The 23,622-nt window shown below is 68.3% G+C and carries 22 protein-coding genes; 13 read left to right on the forward strand and 9 right to left on the reverse strand.

Features of this window, described 5'->3' with window-relative positions; translation table 11 throughout:
• Positions 1-11 precede the first annotated feature (11 nt).
• The 7 genes from wzt to ACTXPP_RS05700 all read left to right on the forward strand — a co-directional run bounded on the left by wzt (position 12) and on the right by ACTXPP_RS05700 (position 5,199).
• A complete protein-coding gene (gene wzt, locus ACTXPP_RS05670; RefSeq protein WP_301498030.1) occupies positions 12-800 on the forward strand; it encodes a galactan export ABC transporter ATP-binding subunit Wzt/RfbE in 789 nt (262 codons plus the stop codon).
• 127 nt (positions 801-927) lie between these two features.
• Entirely contained in the window at positions 928-1,746 is an 819-nt protein-coding gene (locus tag ACTXPP_RS05675; RefSeq protein WP_443341287.1) for a hypothetical protein, read from the forward strand.
• A 224-nt stretch (positions 1,747-1,970) separates the two neighbouring features.
• Entirely contained in the window at positions 1,971-2,426 is a 456-nt protein-coding gene (locus ACTXPP_RS05680) for a TM2 domain-containing protein (RefSeq protein WP_301498027.1), read from the forward strand.
• Positions 2,427-2,490: 64 nt separating this feature from the next.
• Positions 2,491-3,087, forward strand: coding sequence for a hypothetical protein (locus ACTXPP_RS05685; protein WP_301498025.1), 597 nt, complete (start codon positions 2,491-2,493; stop codon positions 3,085-3,087).
• Positions 3,084-3,740, forward strand: a complete 657-nt coding sequence (locus tag ACTXPP_RS05690) for an RES family NAD+ phosphorylase (protein ID WP_301498023.1) — start codon at positions 3,084-3,086, stop codon at positions 3,738-3,740. Before ACTXPP_RS05685 ends, ACTXPP_RS05690 begins: the two co-directional genes overlap by 4 nt.
• A gap of 5 nt (positions 3,741-3,745) precedes the next feature.
• The gene (gene glfT1, locus ACTXPP_RS05695) at positions 3,746-4,663 is read left to right on the forward strand and encodes a galactofuranosyltransferase GlfT1 (protein WP_301498021.1); all 918 of its coding nucleotides are present in this window, start codon (positions 3,746-3,748) and stop codon (positions 4,661-4,663) included.
• Positions 4,660-5,199, forward strand: coding sequence for a hypothetical protein (locus ACTXPP_RS05700; protein WP_301498019.1), 540 nt, complete (start codon positions 4,660-4,662; stop codon positions 5,197-5,199). Before glfT1 ends, ACTXPP_RS05700 begins: the two co-directional genes overlap by 4 nt.
• Positions 5,200-5,414: 215 nt before the next feature.
• Here the strand turns inward: ACTXPP_RS05700 and ACTXPP_RS05705 are convergent, their stop codons facing one another.
• From ACTXPP_RS05705 to ACTXPP_RS05725, 5 genes are all read right to left on the reverse strand, one after another.
• Complete coding sequence (locus tag ACTXPP_RS05705; RefSeq protein ID WP_301520471.1) at positions 5,415-5,810, reverse strand: GtrA family protein; 396 nt, start codon at positions 5,808-5,810, stop codon at positions 5,415-5,417.
• A 137-nt stretch (positions 5,811-5,947) separates the two neighbouring features.
• The gene (locus tag ACTXPP_RS05710; RefSeq protein ID WP_367618704.1) at positions 5,948-6,673 is read right to left on the reverse strand and encodes a GtrA family protein; all 726 of its coding nucleotides are present in this window, start codon (positions 6,671-6,673) and stop codon (positions 5,948-5,950) included.
• A gap of 77 nt (positions 6,674-6,750) precedes the next feature.
• Entirely contained in the window at positions 6,751-8,115 is a 1,365-nt protein-coding gene (locus ACTXPP_RS05715; RefSeq protein ID WP_443341291.1) for a hypothetical protein, read from the reverse strand.
• A gap of 107 nt (positions 8,116-8,222) precedes the next feature.
• The gene (locus ACTXPP_RS05720) at positions 8,223-8,867 is read right to left on the reverse strand and encodes an N-acetylglucosamine-6-phosphate deacetylase (RefSeq protein ID WP_301496677.1); all 645 of its coding nucleotides are present in this window, start codon (positions 8,865-8,867) and stop codon (positions 8,223-8,225) included.
• Complete coding sequence (locus ACTXPP_RS05725) at positions 8,867-9,412, reverse strand: hypothetical protein (RefSeq protein WP_443341292.1); 546 nt, start codon at positions 9,410-9,412, stop codon at positions 8,867-8,869. The genes ACTXPP_RS05720 and ACTXPP_RS05725 overlap by 1 nt, the downstream gene beginning before the upstream one ends.
• A 104-nt stretch (positions 9,413-9,516) precedes the next feature.
• Here ACTXPP_RS05725 and ACTXPP_RS05730 point away from each other — a divergent pair, with 104 nt between their 5' ends.
• Positions 9,517-9,867 (forward strand): hypothetical protein, encoded by a 351-nt coding sequence (locus ACTXPP_RS05730; RefSeq protein WP_301496674.1) that lies wholly within the window; start codon positions 9,517-9,519, stop codon positions 9,865-9,867.
• A 43-nt stretch (positions 9,868-9,910) separates the two neighbouring features.
• Here ACTXPP_RS05730 and ACTXPP_RS05735 read toward each other — a convergent pair whose 3' ends face one another.
• Positions 9,911-13,243 carry a hypothetical protein gene (locus ACTXPP_RS05735; RefSeq protein ID WP_443341293.1) on the reverse strand — a complete coding sequence of 1,111 codons (3,333 nt, stop codon included), beginning with the start codon at positions 13,241-13,243 and terminating at the stop codon, positions 9,911-9,913.
• A gap of 59 nt (positions 13,244-13,302) precedes the next feature.
• Here ACTXPP_RS05735 and dprE1 point away from each other — a divergent pair, with 59 nt between their 5' ends.
• The 4 genes from dprE1 (at position 13,303) to ACTXPP_RS05755 (ending at position 18,549) form a co-directional block, all read left to right on the forward strand.
• Positions 13,303-14,718: a decaprenylphosphoryl-beta-D-ribose oxidase gene (gene dprE1 / locus ACTXPP_RS05740; RefSeq protein ID WP_301496670.1), complete on the forward strand. Its 1,416-nt coding sequence runs from the start codon at positions 13,303-13,305 to the stop codon at positions 14,716-14,718.
• Positions 14,719-14,742: 24 nt separating this feature from the next.
• Positions 14,743-15,501 carry a decaprenylphospho-beta-D-erythro-pentofuranosid-2-ulose 2-reductase gene (gene dprE2 / locus ACTXPP_RS05745; protein ID WP_443341294.1) on the forward strand — a complete coding sequence of 253 codons (759 nt, stop codon included), beginning with the start codon at positions 14,743-14,745 and terminating at the stop codon, positions 15,499-15,501.
• A 400-nt stretch (positions 15,502-15,901) separates the two neighbouring features.
• The gene (locus ACTXPP_RS05750; RefSeq protein WP_301495880.1) at positions 15,902-16,099 is read left to right on the forward strand and encodes a heavy-metal-associated domain-containing protein; all 198 of its coding nucleotides are present in this window, start codon (positions 15,902-15,904) and stop codon (positions 16,097-16,099) included.
• Between the two features lie 62 nt (positions 16,100-16,161).
• Positions 16,162-18,549 (forward strand): heavy metal translocating P-type ATPase, encoded by a 2,388-nt coding sequence (locus ACTXPP_RS05755; RefSeq protein WP_443341295.1) that lies wholly within the window; start codon positions 16,162-16,164, stop codon positions 18,547-18,549.
• On the opposite strand, the gene ACTXPP_RS05760 is transcribed toward ACTXPP_RS05755, so the two are convergent.
• Genes ACTXPP_RS05760 through ACTXPP_RS05770 form a run of 3 tightly spaced genes read right to left on the reverse strand, consistent with a single transcriptional unit; the run spans position 18,550 to position 21,559 of the window.
• On the reverse strand, positions 18,550-19,743 hold the full coding sequence (locus ACTXPP_RS05760) for an acetyl-CoA C-acyltransferase (RefSeq protein ID WP_301495884.1): 1,194 nt from the start codon (positions 19,741-19,743) through the stop codon (positions 18,550-18,552). It lies immediately after the preceding gene.
• A 44-nt stretch (positions 19,744-19,787) separates the two neighbouring features.
• A complete protein-coding gene (locus ACTXPP_RS05765; RefSeq protein ID WP_301495885.1) occupies positions 19,788-20,621 on the reverse strand; it encodes an SDR family oxidoreductase in 834 nt (277 codons plus the stop codon).
• Positions 20,618-21,559 carry an SDR family NAD(P)-dependent oxidoreductase gene (locus ACTXPP_RS05770; protein ID WP_301520563.1) on the reverse strand — a complete coding sequence of 314 codons (942 nt, stop codon included), beginning with the start codon at positions 21,557-21,559 and terminating at the stop codon, positions 20,618-20,620. Before ACTXPP_RS05770 ends, ACTXPP_RS05765 begins: the two co-directional genes overlap by 4 nt.
• A gap of 97 nt (positions 21,560-21,656) precedes the next feature.
• On the opposite strand from ACTXPP_RS05770, the gene ACTXPP_RS05775 reads away from it, so the two are divergent.
• Positions 21,657-23,492 carry an acyl-CoA dehydrogenase family protein gene (locus tag ACTXPP_RS05775; RefSeq protein ID WP_301495888.1) on the forward strand — a complete coding sequence of 612 codons (1,836 nt, stop codon included), beginning with the start codon at positions 21,657-21,659 and terminating at the stop codon, positions 23,490-23,492.
• Positions 23,493-23,622: the final 130 nt, after the last annotated feature.

The following is a 23,622-nucleotide window of genomic DNA, read 5'->3' on the forward strand; positions in this document are numbered from 1 at the left end:
AGAAGAGAATCATGGTTTCCATCGACACCTACAACGCCTGCGTCGACTTCCCCATCTTCGACGCGAAGTCCCGCTCCCTGAAGAAGGCCTTCCTCGGTGCGGCGGGCGGCGCCATCGGACGCAACGCCGACAACACCGTCGTCGTCGAGGCACTCAAGGACATCAACCTGCACCTCAAGGAGGGCGACCGCATCGGGCTGGTCGGCCACAACGGTGCCGGCAAGTCCACCCTGCTGCGCCTGCTCTCCGGCATCTACGAGCCGACCCGCGGGTCTGCCGTGGTGAAGGGCCGTGTCGCCCCAGTCTTCGACCTGGGTGTGGGCATGGACCCGGAGATCTCGGGCTTCGAGAACATCATCGTCCGTGGCCTGTTCCTCGGCGAGTCCCGCAAGTCCATGGAGCGCAAGATGGACGAGATCGCGGAGTTCACCGAGCTCGGCGACTACCTGGCCATGCCGCTGCGCACCTACTCCACCGGCATGCGCGTGCGTGTGGCTCTGGGCGTGGTGACCTCCATCGAGCCGGAGATCCTGCTGCTGGACGAGGGCATCGGCGCGGTCGACGCGTCCTTCATGGAGAAGGCCCGCATCCGGCTGCAGGCGCTGGTGGAGAAGTCCGGCATCCTGGTGTTCGCCTCACACTCCAATGAGTTCCTGGCGCAGCTGTGCGACTCCGCACTGTGGGTCGACCACGGGTCGATCCGGTCCTGCGGGCCGGTCGACGAGATCGTCGGGCAGTACGAGGGGCCGGGGGCGCAGGAGCACGTGCGCAATGTGCTGCGGGACCTGGGGCGGCTGTAGCGCGCCTATAGGACGGCTGCAGTCCGGCTTTAGGGCGGCGTGAGGTGCGGTCGTAGTCCGGCTGCGGCATCCCGATAACACTGCACGTGTGCTGCCGTAGCGTAGCGATGGCGCTACCCTGAGGGGTGTGAAGCGCCTGAAGCACATCTCCCGTCTACGCAGGACCGATGCGTCCACCGATTCCGGCACCGCGGCCGCGGGGAGAGCGGGAACAGCCGGGACATCCGCCGACGTCAGTGAGGACGAGCTGTCTCCCGAATCCAGGGAAGCCCTCAAAGGCATCGCGGATTTGGACGAGCCGGACGGAAAGCTCGCCCGTCAGTTCTTCACGGTAGTCGACAAGGCCTCCGAGGTCCAGGCCCCGGCGATCGAGAAGTACGTCGACCACATCCAGCGCTGGCACGGGAGAAAAATGGTCGATGAGCAGCAGAAGGTCATTGACCGGCACTTCCTCACGCTGGCGACCGGCACCGGGGCGGGAACCGGAGCGCTGGCCTTCTTCCCCGGTATCGGGACGCTCCTGAGCATGGGTGCGGCCGGCGGCGAGGCGCTCGGCATCGTCGAGGTCTTCGCGCTCTACACCTTGTCGAGCGCCCGGCTGCGCGGCATCGACATCAACCACCGGGAAGCGCGTCGACGTCTGATCCTGTTCAGCATCGCAGGGGCGGCCGGGAATGAGGCGGTGTCTGCGGCGTCGGGCGCGAGGGGGGTCAAGGGCCTGCGGAAGCTGAGCGGTGCCAGCGAGGCCGAGAAGCGGAACATCAACTCACGACTGGGACGCATCGCCTTCCGCCAGCTGCGACACCGGATGACCGGGGCCGCCTTCGCGAAGATGCTGCCGTTGGGTGTCGGTGCGGTGCTGGGCGCGCGGGCGAACCGGAAGCTGGCGCACTCCATGGTCCGCCACACCAACGCCGTGCTCAGCGAGTCGGGGAAGAACGACTGAGGGCAGCACCCCGGCCTGCGTGAAATGTGCATACCTGGAGGTACGGGTTCCGGGCGGTTCCCGTACCTCCAGGTATGCCTACTTCGGGCCGGTGGGGAGTAACAGGCCGTCCATGTCGAACATAGTGACGAGTCGAGGATTTCGTGTCCGACCCGTTCCATACGGTGAACAACTGAACATCAGACACCAGGGACATCACCCCTCATCTCCAGAAAGGCCACCAGATGACCAACCCCTACGCACAGAACCCCAACGCCAACAACACCTTCGACCGTCCGGCAGCACCCGCACCTTCTCCGGCGTCCACGTCCGCACCGTCGACCGCGCCCTCGGCGGCCCCGAAGTACGGCCCGCAGTCTGCGACCCCGCCGACCCCGTTGGCCCAGCAGGCCCAGCACCTCGCCCACCAGCCGCAGGGGCAGCCGATGGTTCCCGCCCAGCCGAAGTCCATGGTTGCCGCACTGATTCTGTGCTTCCTCTTCGGCGGCCTCGGCATCCACAACTTCTACCTCGGGCAGACCAGCAAGGGCATCTGGCACCTGGTGCTTGCGGTGCTGACCATCATCCCGGTACTGGGGTGGATCGTCCTGGCGTTCCACATCTGCCTCGTCATTGCACAGTTCATCATGATCGCGACAAGCACCGGTTCCTACGGCAAGGCTCTGCGCGGCATCCGCTGACCCGAGGTCGACCGCCCACGGTTCACCATGGCGATACGGCGTATCCTCGCGCATCATTCATGCCGTGACCAGCGCAGCATTCGACGACATCGAGGCCCTGGAGCGCGCCCTGCTCCGGCACGGGTCGCCGATGGGCGCCGAGGAGTTCATCGGCATCCTCGGCGAAGTCGGCCGTGCCGCTGAACCCCTCACCCGTGGCGAACGGGACTTCCTGCTGGAGGACGCCGACCTCACCGCCGACGACCTCAACAGCCCCGCCCAGCAACGCGCGGTGAGCGGTGCCGCCACCGGAAAGGCACTCGCCGCCGCCGAGGTGGAGGAGGAGTCGATGACGACCGCCGAGGTCGCCCTCTTTCTCGGACGCGCCGAGGCGAACGTCCGACGTTCCCGCTTGCAGGGCGACCTCTACGGGGTGAGCGCAGGCGTCCGAGGAACCTCATTGCGGTTCCCGACCTGGCAGTTCCCCGGGGATGCCCGGGCGGTCCCCGGGCTCCGAACCGTCCTGCCTGCCCTGCCTGACCACCTGCCGCCGCGGGTCATCGAGACCTTCATGACCACGCCCACCGAGGCGCTCGGCGGTGCAAGCCCGGTCGACTGGCTCTGCGCCGGCGGATCAGCCACTCTGGTCGCTGAGCTCGCCGACGAACTGGACATGTGGTGAACCACCCCAAGAACCCGCGGTCGCCACGGCGGCCGTTGAGCATGGAGGCGGGCGACCTCGTCCTCGTCGACTCCCCGATCTGGCGCATCCACAGCGTCCGGACCAGTCGCAGAAACCACCCCACCCGGTGGGACCAGTTCCGCGAATATGGACCGCTGACGTCGATGCGCTGGGACCCACACCCCGGTCCGCGCGACACCTTCCCCGACCACGGCGTCTACTACGGTGCCGGTGACCCCGACACCGCCTTCGCCGAGGTCTTCCAGGGACTCAGGACGATCGTGCTCAGCGGCGACCGACTGATGACCGCCTGGACCCCGTCGCGTCCGCTGCGACTACTCAATCTCATGCCGGAGTCGGACTGGGCCATCCGTCAGGGTGTCAGTGCCACGCTTCCCCAAGCGACGAAGGCCATCTGCCGATCGTGGTCCCGTAGCATTCACGACCAGCTCGCCGTCGGCAACTCCCCGCAGGTCGAGGGGATTCTCACCCCCTCCACCGTGACCGGACAGCCCATGACCGTCCTGTTCGCACCCGCGTCCTCCGCCTTCCCTGTGGCGCCAGAGTTCTCCCGTCCGCTCACCTATCCGGTGGTGACGGTCCTGGCCAGACGAGCCGCACACCGGTTCCACTGGCCCTACATGGCACAATGATCTCCATGTCCGAACCCTCCGCAGCCGTCCTGAACCCGTCAGGCACCACCGCCGCCGTCATCGTCACCTACAACCGTGTCGAGCTGCTGCAGCACTCCCTGAAGGTGGTCTGCGACCAGACCCACCCGGTGGACAAGGTGATCGTCGTCGACAACGGCTGCCAGGACGAGGTGCGCGTCCTGCTCGAGGACCTCGCCGGCGACCGTGCGGTGTACGTCCCCTCGAAGACGAACCTCGGCGGTGGCGGCGGGTTCGCCCTCGGCTTCCTCACCGCACTCTCGCTCGGGGTCGACGCCGTGTGGTGCGCCGACGATGACGGACGGCCCGCCGACGAGAACGTCCTGGCCACCCTCTACGACGTCGCCGCCCGCCACCAACTGGCGGAGGTCTCCCCGGCGGTGTGCAACATTACCGAGCCGGAGCGTCTGGCGTTCCCGCTGCGCCAGGGTGTGGTGTGGCGTCGCTACCTGCACGAACTGGAGGGCGACTTCCTGCCCGGCATCGCCAGCCTGTTCAACGGCGCGCTGCTCAGCGCCAAGGCGATGGAGGTCATCGGGGTGCCGGACTACCGGCTGTTCATCCGCGGCGACGAGGTGGAGTACCACCGCCGGCTGGTGCGCTCCGGGCTGGCGTTCGGCACCTGTCTCACCACGTCCTACCTGCACCCGGACGGTGCGGACGAGTTCAAGCCGATCCTCGGTGGGCGGATGCACACGCAGTACCCGGACAATGAGTCGAAGCGCTACTTCACCTACCGCAACCGCGGCTACCTGATGAACCAGCCGGGGATGCGACGGCTGCTGCCGCAGGAGTACGCCCGGTTCGCCTGGTTCTTCCTGGTGCAGCGTCGCGATGTGAAGGGTTTCCGCGAGTGGCTGTCGCTGCAGGCCAAGGGCCGGGCGGAGAAGTTCTACCGGCCATGAGTGTTCGGCGGCGCGCGGTGGCTGTGACGGTGGCGGTTGTCGCCGTTGCTGCCCTGGCGTCCTGCAGTTCCCCGCCGGATTACGTCGGCGAAGTCGGCACCATGGTGGATGCCGAGGGCGCCATGACCGTCTTCGTACACACCTGCGGCTACGACATCGACGAGGTTGCCGTCGCGTCCGACGACGACACGATCGCCACCTTCGTTCCGGACGCTCCGTTCTCCGGCGCGCAGTCCTTCACGCTCGGCGAGCCTGCGCCTTCAGGGTGGGACGCCTCGTCCGAGGTTCAGGATGCCGCGATGACCGCCGATCCGAACGCCACCATCACCGTCGAGGTCTCCCAACACGATCCCGGCGCAGACGAGCAGTTCCGGGGCGGGGAGGCCACCATGGAACGACTCCTCGACCAGCAGGGCAGGATCGTCATGGGAAAGCCGCACAAGAGCGGTGATCAGTCCCTCACCGACCCGCCGGAGTGGGACGACGCCTGTTCCCACGAATACGACAGCCCCGAGACCAAGGGCGCTGACGGCTAGGGGCCGCCCACCGTTCCACCCCTCCCGACCGGACCGTCTCGTCTCCGCTTCCACTGCGCCCTGTCATGTGAAATCCCCATGCCTGGAGGTACGCTGACCGAGGTCGGAGCGTACCTCCAGGCATGGGGATTTCTCGAGTCCGGGAGAGCGACGGGGCATCGGGATGACCTCCGCGGCGGGGCGGCAGGGTGCAGTGAGCCGGGGCGGGCAGGCGCTTAGTTCTTGAAGATGATCGTGCGCTGGACGATGAAGTTGATCGCCGTGCCCGTCCCCTGCGCGATGATGAACGCGCCGGTCATGGCGATGGGATCTGCCCAGCCCCACCCGGTGAACAGGTGGTCACAACCGGTCTGCAGCCCGATGTTGACCACGAAAGTCAACGCATAGAGCACCACGACAGCAAGGAAGCGCTTCTTCGAGGCCTCCGACTGGAACGTCCACCGACGGTTGATCATGTAGGCCGTGGTCGTACCGGCAATGAAGCTGATGGTGCGCGCCACCGGGACCGGGAAACCGAAGACCAACTGGAACAGTGCCAGCAGCCCCAGGTCCACCACCGCCGACAGCCCACCAGTCAGCACGAAGCGGAACAGCTGGGTCTTCAGGTCCAGGCGGACGACCTCGCCGACCGGGGTGTCCGAACCGGCCGGGGCATACGCGGGCGTCTGGGTGGGTTCCTGCCCGGGAGCATCGGACGCACCGGATTCGCCCGACGCACCCTTGTCGCCGCTCGCGTTGACCTGCTCGGTCACATGTCCTCCTTGGAATTGTTGCCGGAGTTGGCACTCGCGTCAGTACTACCATCGGCTGGCAGCGGCGTCACATGCGTGGTCACCCGGTGGTCGCGGGCGGCGCGGAACGTCCACATCTTGTTGATCAGGAAGTTCACCGGGATCGCCACGATGACGCCGATCAGGTTGCCCCAGTAGATCGGGTCACGCAGGCCGGACGACCCGTCGAAGACCTCCCGCGACAGGTGGATCGGCGACTCCGGGTTGATCATCGCCGTCTGCACCAGCAGCGTGACCAGCAGGCCACCGACACCGACCAGCATGAAGGAGAACATCTCCTTGAACCAGGAGGACTTGCCGGCCGTCCGGAACGTCCACCGCCGGTTGAGGTTGAAGTTCCACAGGTTCGCCACCACGAACGCCAGCACGGCGAATACGTGGTACCAGCGGATGTTGTAGTTGGTGCCGAGCAGGTTGGCGAAGACCTCGTGGCCGTCGTGGTCCCACAGCCACTGGGTGGCTTTGTTCGCCACGACCACGACCCCGGCATTGACGACCACGCCGGACGCCCCGACGATGCCGAACTTGGTGAACTGCCGGACGAGCCGACGGGTGTGCTCGGTAGCACGCTGGACCGCGCTCGACCCGCCATCGACGATGTCTGCCGCGGGGCCCGCGGAGCCGTCATCATCGGCGGAGTCGGGCCGTTCGGCCAGGGCATCAGTCACGTGAGTCGGATCCATTTCGTCATACCTGCAGGCACCGGTAGTCAGCCGGTCGTTGTCGGTCATACGCTACTGCCCCCGGCAGTGTTTTTCGACTACGGGCGTCCCCCGGGCACGTCCGCGGCACCGTCAGCACCGCCACCACCGTCATCGGCGTCATCGGCGTGACAGTCCCGCCGCTGGAGCAGGTAGCGGTACATCTCGAGTCGTTCCACCAGGCTGCACCGCCTCACCAGCGGCGTCACCCCGGACACCGTGGCATCCCGCTGCCCCCACACGTCCGCGCCGCAGGTGGCCAGTACATGCCCGGTCGCCGCGGACAGCTGGCGGATCTCCGCGGCATCCAGCGGGTCGGACGACAGTTTGCCGACATCCGGGGCCAAGTCGGCGTCCGCCCGGGTGAATCCCAGGGCGGCCATCAGCATCTCGCTGATCTCGTCGGATGCGGCCCGGTCCGACAGTGTCGACAGCGCCACGATCCGGGCCCATGCGGCGGCGCGCCCGACCGGGGTCGTCTCCGCCGGCAATGTCGACAACACCGACTGGATCCCGTCGGAGACCTGCGCCGGACGCTCCAGATCCAGCGCCTGCAACAACGGGGTGAACTCGTACAGGTCCCCGGCGAGCAGCAGGTCGCGCAGTTCCGGGGTGATGCCCGCCAGGATCTGTTCGACGGTCTCCTCGCCGGTCAGCGTCACGTTCACCGCCGCCAGGTCGACGTCTCTCGGGATGCCGGACGCACCGTCCTGCCGTCCGTCCCCGGTTCGGATGCCCTGCTCAGGGATGAAATCACCGGCGAGACACACCGCCTCCGGGGTGTGGTCGTCCCTGGTCATGGAGCCGGCGGCGGTGACGCTGAACACTGCACCGTCGGCGACGAGCGTGGCTGTGCCATCGCGTCCCAGTGCCTCCCGAAGTGGGGTGGCGATCGGGGCGGCGGTGCGACTGTAGACCCGCAGGCGGTCGCGGCGGCGGGCGCGTACCGCCCAGGCCACCCCGTCCGGTGGAGAAGTCACCCGGGAGGACGCTGCAGAAGATGCGGCAGACGCTGTCGTCGGCCGCATCGCCGCTGATCCGGAGACCGCGCCACCGACCACCGTGTCCCCGGCGTCCTGCAGCATCCGCACCGCACCCGGCCAGGAGAAGGCGATCAGTACAGCGCGGACCGTCTCGGCCACCGACATCGCACTGTTGACACCCAGTGCCCTGGTGAAGTACCCCTCACCGGGCCGGTGGTGCTCGGCCAGGAGAAGGAGGGTGACGTCCTCATCATTGGTGTCGTTGGTGTCGTTGCCTGCCTCACCGTCGGAATCACCGCCGCCGTCCGATCCCCGCCGTGACGCGCTCCGCGCTGTATTTTCGACCGCGTTCAGCAGCGGTAGCGGCACTACCGACGCCAAGCCGTCACTGACCGACGCGCCGCGGGCGCGGTCGGGCCAGGGAGCATGCCGTGCGTTCATGCCACCCAAGGGTAGCGGGGTTGGCCACACTGTGCCGGGGATGAACTGTCGCCCACGCGGGGCAGCAGTGGGCTGGTGGCGGGGTAGCAAATGTGCGTCCCATGCGGCTAGCGGAGCACCACCGGCAGGGCCCGCAGCTCACCACCGAGCCGCTGGGCGCGCAGCTTCTCCGCGGCATTCCAGTCCCTGACCAGCCACCGAACCCCACGGGCGGTCGCCATGCAGGCGGTGACCGCGGCCGCCGCATCCCCGGTCAGCCCCTGCGGTGCCGGGCCGTCCTGCGCGGCGAAGGAGATCTCGCCCCACGCCGGCTGACGCTTGCCCGGATTCTCCTCGGCGAACTGCTCCTTGTTGCGTTCCAGCTCCGCCGTCGCATTCTCCAGCGTCGCCTCCAGGTCCACCACCTGTGCGGACTGCGGCAGTCTCGCGAGGGTGGCGTCCTGTGTGTCACCGGCGACGACGACCGGACGCGCCAGCAGCAGTTCCAGCACCGCATCCCGGTCGTCGCGCTGCTCGATCCAGTCGGCGTCGGCGGCGAAACCGTGGACACCATCCTGGTCGACCAGCCAGGCGCCGCTGAAGTCACCGAGCAGGACGCGGGCGTCAACCTCCACCTGCCACACCGCCGTGGACTCCCCGACAGTCGCCGCGACGAGCAACGGCGGGTCCTGGGGACGGGTCGCCCCGGCCTGGGAGGCCTGGGAGGCCTGGGACTGCTCCGACTGTGCTGACTGTGCCGGGTTTTCGCTCATCATGCCTTCCCATTCCCGGTGCGACCGGCCTGGCGGCTGGTCAACACCGTGTTCACCCCGACGGCCACCCCGGCCTGCAGCAGCCCGTTCACCGTATTCGGTGCCTTCCGGCACAGCGCTCCGACGAGGGGCAGGCGTCCGCCAACCTTGCGCACCGCCGACTCCCCGACCGCGTCGAACTTCTCCGTCAGCCAGGCAGTGAGGGCGACCGGTCCGGCCACCGCGCCGAAGACCATCACGGCATTGGACACCCGCTTCGCGACGGACTGCTTACGCCAGGTCGCCGCAGCTTCAGCGAAGTTCGCCGAGATTTCCTCCCGGGTCTCCTCCGGGGTCGACCGGAACTCGCCGACGACAACCGGGGCGACCGCGCCGACGAGGACCACGGCTTGCCCGGCGCGGCGCAGCCACGGTGTCGACACAGCGTCCCGCAACCCGTAGTAGCCCAGGGTGGCCGTCACGAGGGTCGCAAGCTGGGCGGGCGGCATCGGCTCGTTGGCGCTCGGCGGTGCGGCTACTGGCGTCGCTGCGGACGGGTCGGTCATCGGTGTGGCGCTCCTGTACTGGTCGCGGTCGGCACTGATCGGGGTCGGCCGGGTTCTTCCCCGAGTCTAGGTGAGCGTCCGGACACGGGGTATCGTCAGTGACCATGTTCGGACGAGATAAAGGCACAGGCGAGCGCGACAAAGCCAAACAGCGGATGCGCCGCAACATCGCCAAGGCCACCAAGGGCGAACCGGCCGGCTCCAAGGGCGCCCGCGCGGAGACCAGCGTGGTCGGTGGCACCGTGGAGGACAAGCACTACGAGGCCGCCCAGCACGCCGAGGCGCCGATGAACGAGTTCATGGTCCGCCTGCTCGCCCAGGAACTGCCGGTGCTGGACTCCGTCAGCCGACGCATCATCAACCAGGAGCTCCGCGAGCACAAGGAGGCCGGGAAACCGCAGATCACCTGCGTGGCCGAACTGCCGGAGACCGTCCAGGAGATCCTGGGGTTCTAGGGGTTCTAGGGGCTCTAGGGGTTCTAGGCAGCGCCCTTCCACCTCAGTCCAGCGACAGCTCGCGCATCAGATCCGCGTAACGCTGTCGCACCTGCTCGTCCTCGGCATAGCGGGATGCCGCCGCCATCCGGTGCGACACCGCGTCCACCAGCCACGGGGTGTCGGCCCGACGCGCCTGCTGCACCACCGACTCGAAGATCGTCAACGCCGCATCGTCCCGGCCCTGCACGTGCAGCAGCAACGCCTCCTCGGTCAACGCCTCCAGCCGGGCCCCGCCGGTGCGCGCAGCAGAGTCCTCGGCGGTGTCCCCAGCGGCTGCGCCTGCACCCGTGTCGGACGCTCTACCAGCGGTGTTCCCGGCGGTTTCCGCGGCCTTCGCCTCCCCGGCCGCCCACCCGGTGAGCTCCAGGGCAGTGTCGACCCGCTCAGCGTGCACCAGGCCCCGGTTGATGACCAGCACCCCGTCGACCAGTTCGCTCGCCGCCCGCTGCGGACTCGTCGCCTGCGCCAGGTACTCGTGCGCCTCGGCCAGGCGGGCGCACTGCACAGGCCACTCGGAGTCGAAATGCTCCGCGGTCAGCGCGGTCGCCAGCCGGGTGGCCTGTAGTTCGCGGCGGAAACGGGTCGCCGGGAAACGCATCCAGTCCAGTTCCTCGACCTCGTCGAAGCCCTCGATGATCATCGCCGCACGCGGGAAGTCACGGTCGTCGAGACAGGCGGCGGCGCACCTGACCTGGCTTTCCGCGGCGTACTCCCACAATCCCCAGTGCTCGGCGGCCGCCGCGGCCTCGGAGTGGGTCTCCGCGGCCACCCGGTGGTTGCCCAGGGCGGACAGGGTATCCCCGCGGCCGGAGAGCAGTCGGATGCGTCGGGTACGGAGGTCGTCCTCCACATCGACGCCATCCACGGCGTCCTCGGTACTGGTGCTGGCGCCTGCATCTGTGTCGGCGCCACCGCCGCCGGGATCCGTCGCAGGACGCTCAGCCTGCGCCTGCTCCACCAACTCCAGCGCCCGGTCGTAGATGGCCAGTGCCTCGAAATACACCCCACTGCCAGCCATCGCCACACCCAGTTGACCCAGGTCGTCCAGCAGATCAGGGGCGTCCTCCCCGCCCAGCTGCGGCGCGGCGACGGGGGTTCCGTCCGGCCCGGTCGCACCGTCCGCCGAAGACGCAGGCGGGACCGGCGGCAGCGCCAGGGCCACGGCGGTGGTGTACTGCGCCACGGCGTACAGCGCCTCATTGGCGGTGGCGTCGAGCTGGGCGATACCAACCATCAGCCCGGTGCCGACCTGCGGGACCGCCCGCGGGGCGAAGCGGGTCACCCGACGCAGCGCCCGCAGCCCCAGCGACAGCGCGTGCAGGTCGGGGAACACCCCGCCCATGAGGATGTCCTGCTCGATGATCTCCCGGACGATCCGGCACGACCCCTCCCATTCGCCAGCGATGGCATGGACCCGGTTGGTCAGGATCTCCACCGGGGGCGCACCGGCGTCCTCCGCCTCGTCCTGGGCGTCCTGCCGCAGGCTCAGGACATGGTCGATCTCGACGATCACGGGGTCGGTCGGACGCTCCGGGTCGGCGTCGCTGTCAACATCGCTGTCGACGTCGCTTTCGGCATCGAGGTCACTGCCGCCGTCACCGTCACCGTCACCGTCCTCGTCCTCATCCTCATCCTCGAAGGCCGCGATGGCCCGCTCGTAGCGGTTCACCAGCTCCGTCAACAGCACCGCATACTCCCCGTCGCCGCCGGCGTCGCGCAGCTCGATCAGCCGGTCCACCCCGACCGCGACCGCGTCAGCCAGGCCCAGCGTCGAGTAGAGCATCGTGGCCAACAGGCCGTCCTCCGTCCCGAAGTCGGTGACGTCGACCGGACCGGCCACCGGCACCTCAGGTGTGGGGCGTCCGGACAGCTCGCCGGAGAAGTCCGCGACCTCGGCCGGCAACTCCAGCTGGTCGTGGTCGATCCAGCCCGGCAGACGCGGCGGCATCGGTGGGATCGCCGTGAGCACCGGGGAGTTCAACCTGGTCTCCGCGGTATCCGACAGGGCCGTCACCGAGTCGCCCTCCGGCATCACGTGCAGGCCGAGACCGATCGTGGACTCCGAGTCATTGTCATTACGCAGGTCCAGTGCCGCCGCGGCCTCGCGGGCGGTCTGGCCGGTCCACGCCGCCAGCTGCGCGACCGTCGGCGCGCTCCCCGTCGCCGTGCCGGACGCCGCACCCGGCACAGAGCCGGCACCCGCAGCGTCCCACCCGATGCGGGACAGCCAGTGCGACACCACCGGCAGGGACGCGAACGCCGGGCGCACCTCGCCGAAACCCGCCGCCACGCCCGCCTCGTACACCGTGTGCAGCCCGGCGAGCAGGTGGATGTCCCCTTCGGCCGCGCGGCGCTCCAGGCCCAGTACCGGCAGCAGCCGATCGACCAGGCCCAACGCCGTGCGCTCCCGCCCGGTCTGGGCGAGGAACTCCGCGACCTGCAGCATCGCGTCCGACAGCATCGGTTCGCCCGCCGCCCGGTCGGCGACGAAACACGCCCTGGACGCCGTGGTCTCCGGCGGCAGCACCCCGGCCAGCGGAATCAGCGACTCCGCGACGATCACCGTCGGCTGCGACCGGGTCTCCGGCGCCGCCGTCATCTCGTCCACCAGTGCCGCGGCACCCTCCAGGTCACCGCACTGCAACGCCGTCATCGCGCGGACGTCCATGTCCCGCTGGAAGCGGTAGGCATCGTCCCACTCCGGGGCGTCCGGCAGCGAGGGCGTGTCCAGCATGCGGATCAGCGCCTGCGCGCCGGCGAAGTCCCCGGACGCCAGCAGGACGCGGACCCGCAGCTCCGAGATCTCCTCCTCCGGCAGCCCCAGCTGGGCCAACGCCTCGAAGGCCTGCCCGTTGAGCTCCTCCAGGCGTGTGGCGCTGACCGCCGGGGACAATGCGGCGTTGAGGATGACGTCCTGCCAGACCAGCACGAAGACATTCGGTAGTTGACCGCCGTCCAACGCCTGCCCGACAGCACCGCCGACCGCATCCGGGTGGGCGGGGAAACGCACCGGGTCGGTGCGGTGCAGCCGCCACAACCGGGGCAGCAACTCCAGCACCTGAGACAGGCCGTCCCCACGGGCCTCGCGCTCGAACAGGCGCAGCAGGTCGATGCGGTAGGCGAGCTCCTCGGCACCCGCAGAGGCACCCGCAGCAGACTCCGCAGCCACCCCGACACCCCGATGGTCACCAGATTCACCGCCAACTCTCAGCAAATCCGCGAGGTCCTCACACTGACGCAGGTAGACGTCCTCCGCGACCTCGCCGCGCACGCGCCGCCCCCGCAACGACTCCCACCGTCGTGCGACCGAGGTCACATCCTGTGAATCATCCACCCAATCCATAGCCCAACTATGGCATGTCTCGACCACCCCCGGCGGTAGGGTGGTCAATTATGGAACTGAAGACGCACACCCGGACACTCACCGGATGGGGCCGCACCGCACCCACCACGGCCGAGGTCCTCTCCACCCCTGACGTCGATGTCATCGCCGCCGCCGTCGCGCAGGTCGCCGACAGCAACGCCGACAAGCCCGACCACCTCAAGCGCGGCGTCATCGCCCGCGGCATGGGACGCTCCTACGGCGACCCCGCCATGAACGCCGGCGGTCTGGTCATCGACATGCAGGAACTCAAGCAGATCCACTCCATCGACCCGGACACCGCCCTGGTCGACGTGGACGCCGGAGTCACCCTCGACCAGCTGATGAAGGCCGCGCTGCCCTACGGCCTGTGGGTCCCGGTGCTGCCCGGCACCCGCCAGGTCACCATCGGTGGCGCGATCGGCCCCGACATCCACGGCAAGAACCACCACTCCGCCGGCTCCTTCGGCGACCACGTGACCTCCATGGAACTGCTCGTCGCCGACGGCCGCATCCTGCACCTGGAGCCGGAAGGTTCCGCGGACGACCCGGACGGCACCCTGTTCTGGGCCACCGTCGGCGGCATGGGCCTGACCGGTGTCATCCTGCGCGCGACGATCCGGATGACCAAGACCGAGACCGCCTACTTCATCGCCGACACCGACCGCACGGACACGTTGGACGAGACGATCGCGATCCACTCCGACGGTTCCGAGGTCAACTACACCTACTCCTCGGCCTGGTTCGACTGCATCTCGCCGGAGCCGAAGCTGGGACGCTCCACCATCTCCCGCGGCTCCCTGGCCACCCTGGACCAGCTCAAGGAGTACGCCCCGGAGCTGGCGAAGGACCCGTTGAAGTTCAACGCCCCGCAACTGATGACCGTGCCGGACATCTTCCCGTCCTTCACGATGAACAAGCTGACCCTGTCGGCCGTCGGCATCGCGTACTACACGATGGGTGCGCCGGCGCGGAACAAGATCAACAACCTGACGCAGTTCTACCAGCCGCTCGACCTGTTCGGTGAGTGGAACCGCGGCTACGGTCCGAAGGGCTTCCTGCAGTACCAGTTCGTGGTGCCGACCGAGGCCGTGGAGCCGTTCAAGGAGATCATCCGCGACATCCAGAAGTCCGGCCACTACTCCGCGCTGAACGTCTTCAAGCTCTTCGGTGAAGGCAACCGGGCGCCGCTGAGCTACCCGATGAAGGGCTGGAACGTGTGCGTCGACTTCCCGATCCGCAAGGGCCTGGGCACCTTCCTCGACTCGCTGGACAAGCGGGTCATGGAGTTCGGTGGACGTCTCTACCTGGCCAAGGAGTCCCGCACCACCGCGGAGAACTTCCACCAGATGTACCCGGGGCTGGCCGGCTGGCTGGACACCCGCCACGAGATCGACCCGACCGGGGTCTTCGCCTCGGACATGTCCCGCCGCCTCGAGCTGAACTAGCGCACACCCCTTAGGAGATACTCAATGATCAATGCTGTGGGCAAGCCCCAGTCCATCCTGCTGCTCGGCGGTGCGTCCGACATGGGCCTGGCCGTGGTCGAGGAGTTCCTCACCCGTGGTCCGGCGCGGGTCGTCCTGGCCGCTCGTGGCGGCGAGGACCTCTCGCCGGCGATCGAGCGCATGGAGTCCGCCGGTGCGTCCACCGTGGACACCATCGACTTCGACGCCACCGACTTCGACTCCCACGAGGACGTCTTCAACCACATCTGGGCCAAGGGCGACATCGACCTGGCCATCGTGGCCTTCGGTGTGCTCGGCGACAATGAGGAGCAGTGGACCGACCAAAAGAAGGCCGTGCTCGCCGCGCAGGTCAACTACACCGGTGCAGTGTCGGCGGGTGTGCTGCTGGCCGACCGGATGAAGCAGCAGGGCCACGGGCAGATCGTGGTGTTCTCCTCGGTCGCCGGCGAGATGGTACGCCGCTCGAACTTCGTCTACGGCTCCACCAAGGCCGGCACCGACGGCTTCTACCGCATGCTCGGTGAGGCACTGCGCGGAACCGGCGTGCGGGTGCTGACCGTGCGCCCCGGCCAGGTGCGCACGAACATGACGCAAGGGTTGGACGACGCCCCCCTGACCGTCGACAAGTCGGACGCGGCGAAGGCCGTCGTCGCAGGTGTCGACGGCAAGAAGGCCGTCATCTGGATCCACCCGCTGTTCCGCTGGATCATGCTGATCCTGAAGAACCTGCCGCAGTTCGTGGTGCGCCGCCTGCCGCTGTAGGTCGCTCCGCGGCCATCTTTGGCCTGCGATCCGCGGCTGCCCACCATCGCCGCCGGTGCGTCCTACCAAGAATCCATCACACCTCCGCCGTTGCGCTCCTCGTGCGCGCAACGTCCTGACCTGCATGTATCATCAGGTGGGAATCGTCGGAGGTGTGATGTTTTGTGTCTGGGGCGGATCCAGGGGGGAGGGCGGGGAAAGCGGGCCGAATCACGACGGATCGAGGGTCCCGCTGGCAGTGGAAGTGCGATTTCGCCATGCTTCGGTCCGGCCGCCTCGCCCCGCATCTGGAAACACCCTTGCGTCATACCCCCTATGGGTATAACATCGGCAGTGGAAGGTGCTCCACGCGAGCACGGGAAACGCACAATGAACACCGGGCAAGGAGCACTGAAGCATCATGGCAACCAAGAACTACACCGTCGAGGGTATGACCTGCGGACACTGCAAGGCATCGGTCGAGGAAGAGGTCTCCGAGATCGCCGGTGTCACCGGCGTCGAGGTCGACCTGGCCACCGGCAATGTTGCTGTCACCGGCGAATTCACCGACGAGCAGGTCACCGCCGCCGTCGGCGAGGCCGGCTACGCCGTCAAGTAGCCCGCACCATCCAACCCGCACCAACCCGTACCAACCCGCACCGTCACCAGGACTGGACCGTCATGACACAGACACACCCCGCCGCCGACCTCATCCAGCTGGATCTCGGCGTCACCGGCATGACCTGCACCTCATGCTCGAACCGGGTGGAGCGCAAGCTCAACAAGCTCGACGGCGTGGACGCCACCGTCAACTTCGCCACCGAGTCCGCGTCCGTGTCCTACGACCCGTCCAAGGTCGACACCGGCACGCTGATCAGCACCGTGCAGGGCGCCGGCTACGACGCCTTCGCCATGGCCGCGCAGCAGGACGCACCGGCCCCGACGAGTGCCGGTGACGGCACCGGCAGTGACGGTGGCACCGGTAGCGGCGCCAACGGCGCTGGAAGCGGAGCTGGCGGGGACGCCGCAGCGTCCGGGCAGGCGCAGATCGACGCGGCGCGCGACGCCGAAGCGTCCGACCTGAAGAAGCGCACCATCATCTCCGCACTGATCACCGTGCCTGTCGTGCTGGTCAGCATGATCCCCGCGCTGCAGTTCACTTTCTGGCAGTGGGCGGTCCTGACCGCGGTGACCCCGGTGTACTTCTGGGGCGGCACACCGTTCCACAAGGCCACCTGGGCGAACCTCCGACACGGCGCCTTCACCATGGACACGCTGGTCAGCCTCGGCACCACCGCGGCCTACCTCTGGTCGCTGTGGGCGCTGTTCCTCGGCAACGCCGGGCACGAGGGCATGACCATGGAGATGCACCTGCTGCCCTCGCACACCACGATGGACGAGATCTACCTCGAGTCCGTCGCCGTGGTCATCACCTTCCTCCTGCTGGGACGCTGGTTCGAGACCCGCGCCAAGGGGCAGTCCTCCGAGGCGCTGCGCACGCTGCTGGACATGGGCGCCAAGGACGCCGCGGTGATCCGCGACGGTGCCGAGGTGCGCGTGCCGATCAGTCAGCTACAGGTAGGGGACGTCTTCGTCACCCGCCCCGGCGAGAAGATCGCCACCGACGGTGAGGTCACCGAGGGCACCTCCGCGGTGGACGAGTCGATGCTCACCGGCGAGTCCGTGCCGGTCGAGGTCGCTGCCGGCGACAAGGTGACCGGTGCGACGATCAGCACCTCGGGGCGCCTGCTGGTGCGAGCCACCCGAGTCGGCTCGGACACGACCCTGTCGCAGATGGCGAAGCTGGTCACCGACGCGCAGTCGAAGAAGGCGCCGGTGCAGCGTCTGGTCGACCGGATCTCCCAGTACTTCGTGCCGATCGTGGTCATCGTGGCCATCGCCACCCTGATCATCCACATCGCGACGGGCAGCGGCGTGGCCCCGGCGTTCACCGCCGCGGTCGCCGTGCTGATCATCGCCTGCCCGTGTGCACTGGGGCTGGCGACGCCGACCGCACTGCTGGTCGGTACCGGGCGCGGCGCGCAGCTGGGCCTGCTGATCAAGGGCCCGGAGGTCCTCGAGTCCACCCGCAAGGTCGACACGGTCGTCATGGACAAGACCGGCACGGTGACCTCCGGTGTGATGAGCGTCAGCGACGTCAGTGCAGGTAGCGATGCCACCGGTGATGTTCTGGTCCTGGCTGCGGCCGTGGAGTCCGGCTCGGAGCACCCGATCGCGCAGGCGATCGTCCGTGCTGCGCGGGAGGAGCTCGAGAACAGCGCCGAGAACACCGGGCGGGACACCGCGCAGGACGCTGCCCTCCCACAGGTCAGCGACTTCACCACCACCGCAGGACGCGGCGTCTCCGGCACGGTCGACGGCCGCACCGTCACCGTCGGACGCCCCGGCGCGGACCTCCCGTCCGGACTGCAGGACGCCTTCGACTCCGCGCAGCAGTCCGGCGGCACGCCCGTCGTCGTCGAGGTCGACGGGTCGCCTGCCGGGGTGATCACCGTGCGCGACACGGTGAAGGAATCCTCGGCCGCAGCCGTCGCCGAACTCAAGGAACTGGGCCTGACCCCGTGGCTGCTGACCGGCGACAATGCCGGTGCGGCGAAGGCCGTGGCGGCCGAGGTGGGTATCGCCGCCGAGAACGTCATCGCCGGAGTCATGCCGGATGACAAGGTCGCCGAGGTCGAACGACTGCAGGGTGAGGGCCGGCGCGTGGCGATGGTCGGCGACGGGGTCAACGATGCCGCCGCCCTGGCCACCGCCGACCTGGGCCTGGCGATGGGTGCCGGCACTGATGTGGCGATCGAGGCGTCCGACATCACGCTGATGAACGACGACCTGCGCTCTGCCGGCGACGCGATCCAGCTGTCGCGCCGGACGCTGGGCACGATCCGCGGCAACCTGTTCTGGGCCTTCGCCTACAACGTGGCGCTGATCCCGGTCGCGGCGATCGGGCTGCTCAACCCGATTCTCGCCGGGGTGGCGATGGCGTTCTCCTCGGTGTTCGTGGTGTCGAACTCGCTGCGGCTGCGCCGGTTCCACACGGAAAGCGAGTGACTACTCCAGCTCGAACAGCCCCGCGGCACCCATGCCGCCGCCGATGCACATGGTGACCACGACATAGCGGGCACCACGGCGGCGGCCTTCGCGCAGCACGTGACCGACCATGCGCGCCCCACTCATGCCGTAGGGGTGGCCGATGGCGATCGCACCCCCGTTGACGTTGTACTTCTCCGGATCGATGCCCAGGGTGTCGCGGCAGTACACCGCCTGCGAGGCGAAGGCCTCGTTGAGCTCCCACAGGTCGATGTCGTCGACGCTCAGACCGTGCTGCTCCAGCAGCTTCGGGATGGCGAACACCGGGCCGATGCCCATCTCGTCGGGCTCACAGCCTGCGACGGCGATACCGCGGTAGGTCCCCAGCGGTTCCAGGCCACGCCGGGTGGCCTCGTCCTTCTCCATGAGCACCACGGCCGCGGCACCGTCGGAGAGCTGTGAGGCATTGCCCGCCGAGACCGTCGCAGCGTGGGTGTCGGAGTCCGGCAGCACAGCCTTGAGTTTCGCCAATCCCTCGGCGGTGGTGGACGGCCGGTTGCCCTCGTCCAGGGCCAGGGTGACCTCCTGGGAGACCGGCTGCCCATCCTCGCCAGCGACAAGCTTGGTGACGGTGACGGGGACGATCTCCTCGTCGAAGATGCCGGCATCCTGTGCGGCGGCGGTGCGCCCCTGCGACTCCAGGGCGTAGGCATCCTGGGCCTCACGGGTCACACCGTAACGCTCGGCGACGATCTCCGCCGTCTGCAACATGGGGATGTACACCTCGTGGCCGTTCTCCTTGAGCCACGGGTCGGCCGCCCGGTAGGTGTTCTGGTGCTCGTTCTGCACCAGGGAGATCGACTCCACGCCACCACCGACGGCGACCTTCAGACCATCGGTGATGATCTCCTTGGCGGCGGTGGCGATCGCCATCAGCCCGGAGGCGCACTGGCGGTCGACGGTCATTCCCGGCACGGTCACCGGCAGCCCCGCACGTAGGGCGGCCTGTCGGGCGGTGTTGTAACCGGTGGTGCCCTCCTGCATGGCGCAGCCCAGGATGACTTCCTCGACGTCCGCCGGCTCGACACCGGCGCGCTCGACGGCGGCGGCGATGGCATGGGCGGCCAGTTCCTGGCCCTGGGTGTCGTTGAAGGCACCCCGGTAGGCCTTGCCGATGGGGGTGCGGGCGGTCGAGACGATCACTGCTTCTCTCATGGTGTTTCCTCTTCTGTCGCGTACCCGGTCACTTATTCGGTCGCTTATTCGTCGTACATGGCCACGGACATGGTGGACGTCAGCCCGCCGTCCAGCGGGATGGTCGTCCCGGTGATGTAGGAACTGCCCGGTGCCAGCAGGAACGTGACCAGCGAGGTGATGTCCTCCGGGCGTCCGATGCGTCCCAGGGGGTTCGCGGCGTTGACCTCCTCGCCGCGCTCGTCGAGCACCCACGACATCATCCGGGTCGGGAACGGTCCCGGCGCAATCGCGTTGACCAGGATCGACGGTACCAGCTTCGCCGCCATCACCTTCGTCAGGTGGTGCACCGCCGCCTTGGACGCCGCATAGGAGTAGTTCTCGTAGTTGGGCACAGCGAGGCCGTCGATCGACCCGATGTTGATGATGCGGGCGGGGTCGAGGCCGGCCGCGGCGCGCGCGTCGAGCAGCGGACGCAGCAGCTGCGCCAGACGGAACGGCGCCTTGACGTTCGCCCCCAGCACCTTGTCCCAGGCCTCCGGCGGGAAGTCGTCGAAGTCCGCACCCCAGGTCGCACCGGCGTTGTTGACCAGGGCGTCCAGCCGGACGGAATGCTCGTCGGTGTACTCGGTGACCCGTTCGAGCAGCTCCTGGCAGCCCTCCTCGGTGGAGATGTCCACAGCGATGGCGCGGACGGATGCGGCGGCACCGTCGGATGCCACGACCTGGTCCGCGATCTCGGCGAGCTCGCGCTCGGCCTCGGCGGCGGCGTCCGGTCGGCGGGTGGTGACCAGGACGTTCGCCCCGGCACGCAGCAGACCCTCGGCCAGCATGCGACCGATGCCACGGGCTCCGCCGGTGATCAGGACGGTGCGTCCGGAAATGTCGAAGGGGTTCATGCTTGGTCCTTTTCTGCTGCGTCCTCTGCGCCGTCCTCTGCACCGGCGAGGGCGCGGACGTAGAGGTCGGTCTGGTCGAAGGCGGAACCCAGGGTGTGGGTGTCGGACATATCGGAGATCCGGTCCCAGTGCGCCGCGATCCCTTCAGCGGTGCAGTCCTCCGCGGCCAACGCGACCGGGGCGGCCTCGCGCATCTGCGAGACGGCGAACACGCCACCGCCGGCGCCGAGGATCACCCCGGTCGGGGCGTCCGGCGACACCAGGAACTCCGCGGCCGGGGCGACGGTGTCGGGGCCCAGACGGGCGGCGGCGTCCTCGGAGATCAGGCCGTCGGTCATCTGCGTGGCCGCGGTCGGGGCCAGCGCATTGACCCGGATGCCCTTGCGCTCACCCTCGATGGCCAGCACATTCATCAGTCCGACCAGTGCAGACTTCGCCGCGCCGTAGTTGGCCTGGCCGAAGTTGCCGTAGATGCCGGACGCCGAGGTGGTCATCAGGATGCGTCCGTACCCCTGCTTCACCATGTACGGCCATGCCGCCTTGGTGCAGTTCACCGAACCGTTGAGGTGGACGTCGATGACCTTGTCGAAGTCGTCGAGATCCATCTTGGCGAAGGACCTGTCGCGCAGGATGCCGGCGTTGTTGATGAGGATGTCGATGCGTCCCCACCTCGCGACGGTGTCCTCGATCATCGTCGTGGCAACCGCCCGGTCGGCGATGTCGGACGTATCGGCCACGGCCTCTCCCCCGGCGGCGATGATCTCCTCGACCACGTCGGCGGCATTGCCCAGGTCATTGACCACGACCGTCACTCCGCGGGCCGCCAACGCCAGGGCATGGGCCCGGCCCAGTCCGCCACCCGCACCGGTCACCACGGCGACCTGGCCGGCGAAACCTACGGTGCCGTCAGTGCCGTCAGCACTTTCATTGTTCTGCATTCTGAGATTCCCTGTCCTTGCTCATCCGACTCTTCCGGTTCTTCCGGCTCGTCCTATTCCTCGAAACTACTTTTTCTGCTCCGGTACTGTCCGGGTTATGAGCACTGCCGACATCCTCGACGCCCATGACCTCTCGTTCCTGCTGCACGACTGGCTGCGGGTCGAGGAACTCACCGACCACGCCCCGTTCACCGAGCACTCCCGGGAGACCTTCGACGCGATGCTCGGGGCGTCCCGCGAGATTGCCGTGGACCTGTTCCGGCCACATATGCGGGCTGCTGACCTGGATGAACCGACCTTCGACGGGCAGCGGGTGACCACCCACGAAGCGGTGCGTCCTGCCCTCGACGCCTTCTCCGCCTCCGGGCTGCTCGCGGCGACCTTCGACGAGACCTACGGCGGGGTGAACCTGCCGCTGACCGTGGCGCGGGCCTGTTTCGCCTGGCCGCAGGCCGCGAACATCGCCACCGCGGCCTACCCCATGCTGACCATGGCCAATGCCGCACTGCTGCTCGCCCACGGCTCGGCGGAGCAGATCGCCACCTATGTCGAACCGCAGCTCGCCGGACGTTTCTTCGGGACGATGTGCCTGTCGGAGCCGCACGCCGGCTCGTCGCTGTCGGACGTCCGGACCCGTGCCCGTCGGCAGGACGCACCGAGTGCTGCCGGTGCGTCCGACGCGGCGTCCGACGCAGCGTCCGACGGCACCTGGCGGATCACCGGTACCAAGATGTGGATCTCCGGCGGCGACCACGAGATGTCGGAGAACATCATCCACCTCGTGCTGGCCCGCACCGGTGGCGCCGACTCCGGTACGAAGGGCCTCAGCCTGTTCATCGTGCCGAAGGTGCTGGCGGAGGGCCCGTCCGCCGGCGAGCGCAATGATGTCGTGCTGGCCGGACTGAACCACAAGATGGGCTACCGCGGCACCACCAACACCCTGCTGAACTTCGGCGAAGGTGCACACACCCCCGGTGGGGAGGCCGGTGCGGTCGGCTACCTCATCGGCGAGGAGGGCCGCGGCCTGCAGTACATGTTCCACATGATGAACGAGGCCCGGATCGGGGTCGGCACCGGCGCCGCGGCACTGGCGATGACCGGTTACCTGGAGTCGTTGGAGTATGCGCGTTCGCGTCCGCAGGGGCGTCCGATCAGTGCGAAAGATCCCGCGCAGCCGCAGGTCGCGATCGTCGAACACGCCGATGTGCGCCGGATGCTGTTGGCCCAGAAGGCCTATGCCGAGGGGTCGATGGCGTTGTGCCTGTACGCGGCGAACCTGGTGGACAAGGCCACGGTGTCCACCGGCGACGAGCGCGCCCGGTACGAGCTGCTGCTGGACGTGCTGACCCCGGTGGTGAAGAGCTGGCCCTCCCAGTACGGCCCAGCGGCCAATGACCTGGCGATCCAGGTGCTCGGCGGGGCCGGTTACACCCGCGACTACAACGTGGAGCAGTTCTACCGCGACAACCGGCTCAACCCGATCCACGAGGGAACCCACGGCATCCAGGGCCAGGACCTGCTGGGACGCAAAGTCGTGATGCAGAAGGGCGCGGGTCTCAAGCTGCTGGTCGAGACCGTGCGCTCGACGATCTCACGCACCTCGGAGCGCTTCCCGGAGCAGGCTGCGGCGCTGTCTGGTCGACTGGACCGGCTGGTGGAGGTGACCGGGGTGCTGTGGCAGGACGGTGACCCGACATCCGCACTGGCCCACGCCACCGACTACTTGGAGGCCACCGGGCATATCGTGGTCGCCTGGATCTGGTTGGACATGCAGGACGCCGCTGCTGCTGGTGCGGACGCGACGCTCGCCGCCGGCAAGGCGGCCGCTGCGTCCTACTTCTTCAGCCGTGAACTGCCCAAGGTCGACCCGGTGCTGGACCGCCTCGGCGCGCCGGACGCCCTGTTCACCGGGCTGGACACCGACGTGCTCTGAGCAAATTGCCGTCTTTGTGAGGCGCCCGGGCCCAGGGGCCAGCCCGCCCACGCCCGGCGGCGCCTTGGCTCACCCCACTACGCTCAACGCCGCCCTATGGGAGCGGGGTGGCATCGTAAATGTCCGAGTG

This window comes from Candidatus Corynebacterium faecigallinarum, assembly GCF_052264515.1.
GTDB classification, from domain to species: Bacteria; Actinomycetota; Actinomycetes; order Mycobacteriales; family Mycobacteriaceae; genus Corynebacterium; species Corynebacterium faecigallinarum.

Bases quoted from the DNA above. Each gene is read 5' to 3' on its own strand.
- ACTXPP_RS05710 (WP_367618704.1), bottom strand. From the start codon at position 6,673: ATGGATCCGACTCACGTGACTGATGCCCTGGCCGAACGGCCCGACTCC.
- ACTXPP_RS05725 (WP_443341292.1), bottom strand. From the start codon at position 9,412: ATGACCGACCCGTCCGCAGCGACGCCAGTAGCCGCACCGCCGAGCGCC.
- ACTXPP_RS05720 (WP_301496677.1), bottom strand. From the start codon at position 8,867: ATGAGCGAAAACCCGGCACAGTCAGCACAGTCGGAGCAGTCCCAGGCC.
- ACTXPP_RS05765 (WP_301495885.1), bottom strand. From the start codon at position 20,621: ATGAACCCCTTCGACATTTCCGGACGCACCGTCCTGATCACCGGCGGA.
- ACTXPP_RS05755 (WP_443341295.1), top strand. From the start codon at position 16,162: ATGACACAGACACACCCCGCCGCCGACCTCATCCAGCTGGATCTCGGC.
- wzt (WP_301498030.1), top strand. From the start codon at position 12: ATGGTTTCCATCGACACCTACAACGCCTGCGTCGACTTCCCCATCTTC.
- ACTXPP_RS05700 (WP_301498019.1), top strand. From the start codon at position 4,660: ATGAGTGTTCGGCGGCGCGCGGTGGCTGTGACGGTGGCGGTTGTCGCC.
- ACTXPP_RS05770 (WP_301520563.1), bottom strand. From the start codon at position 21,559: ATGCAGAACAATGAAAGTGCTGACGGCACTGACGGCACCGTAGGTTTC.
- glfT1 (WP_301498021.1), top strand. From the start codon at position 3,746: ATGTCCGAACCCTCCGCAGCCGTCCTGAACCCGTCAGGCACCACCGCC.
- ACTXPP_RS05750 (WP_301495880.1), top strand. From the start codon at position 15,902: ATGGCAACCAAGAACTACACCGTCGAGGGTATGACCTGCGGACACTGC.
- dprE1 (WP_301496670.1), top strand. From the start codon at position 13,303: ATGGAACTGAAGACGCACACCCGGACACTCACCGGATGGGGCCGCACC.
- ACTXPP_RS05730 (WP_301496674.1), top strand. From the start codon at position 9,517: ATGTTCGGACGAGATAAAGGCACAGGCGAGCGCGACAAAGCCAAACAG.
- dprE2 (WP_443341294.1), top strand. From the start codon at position 14,743: ATGATCAATGCTGTGGGCAAGCCCCAGTCCATCCTGCTGCTCGGCGGT.
- ACTXPP_RS05760 (WP_301495884.1), bottom strand. From the start codon at position 19,743: ATGAGAGAAGCAGTGATCGTCTCGACCGCCCGCACCCCCATCGGCAAG.
- ACTXPP_RS05715 (WP_443341291.1), bottom strand. From the start codon at position 8,115: ATGAACGCACGGCATGCTCCCTGGCCCGACCGCGCCCGCGGCGCGTCG.
- ACTXPP_RS05775 (WP_301495888.1), top strand. From the start codon at position 21,657: ATGAGCACTGCCGACATCCTCGACGCCCATGACCTCTCGTTCCTGCTG.
- ACTXPP_RS05680 (WP_301498027.1), top strand. From the start codon at position 1,971: ATGACCAACCCCTACGCACAGAACCCCAACGCCAACAACACCTTCGAC.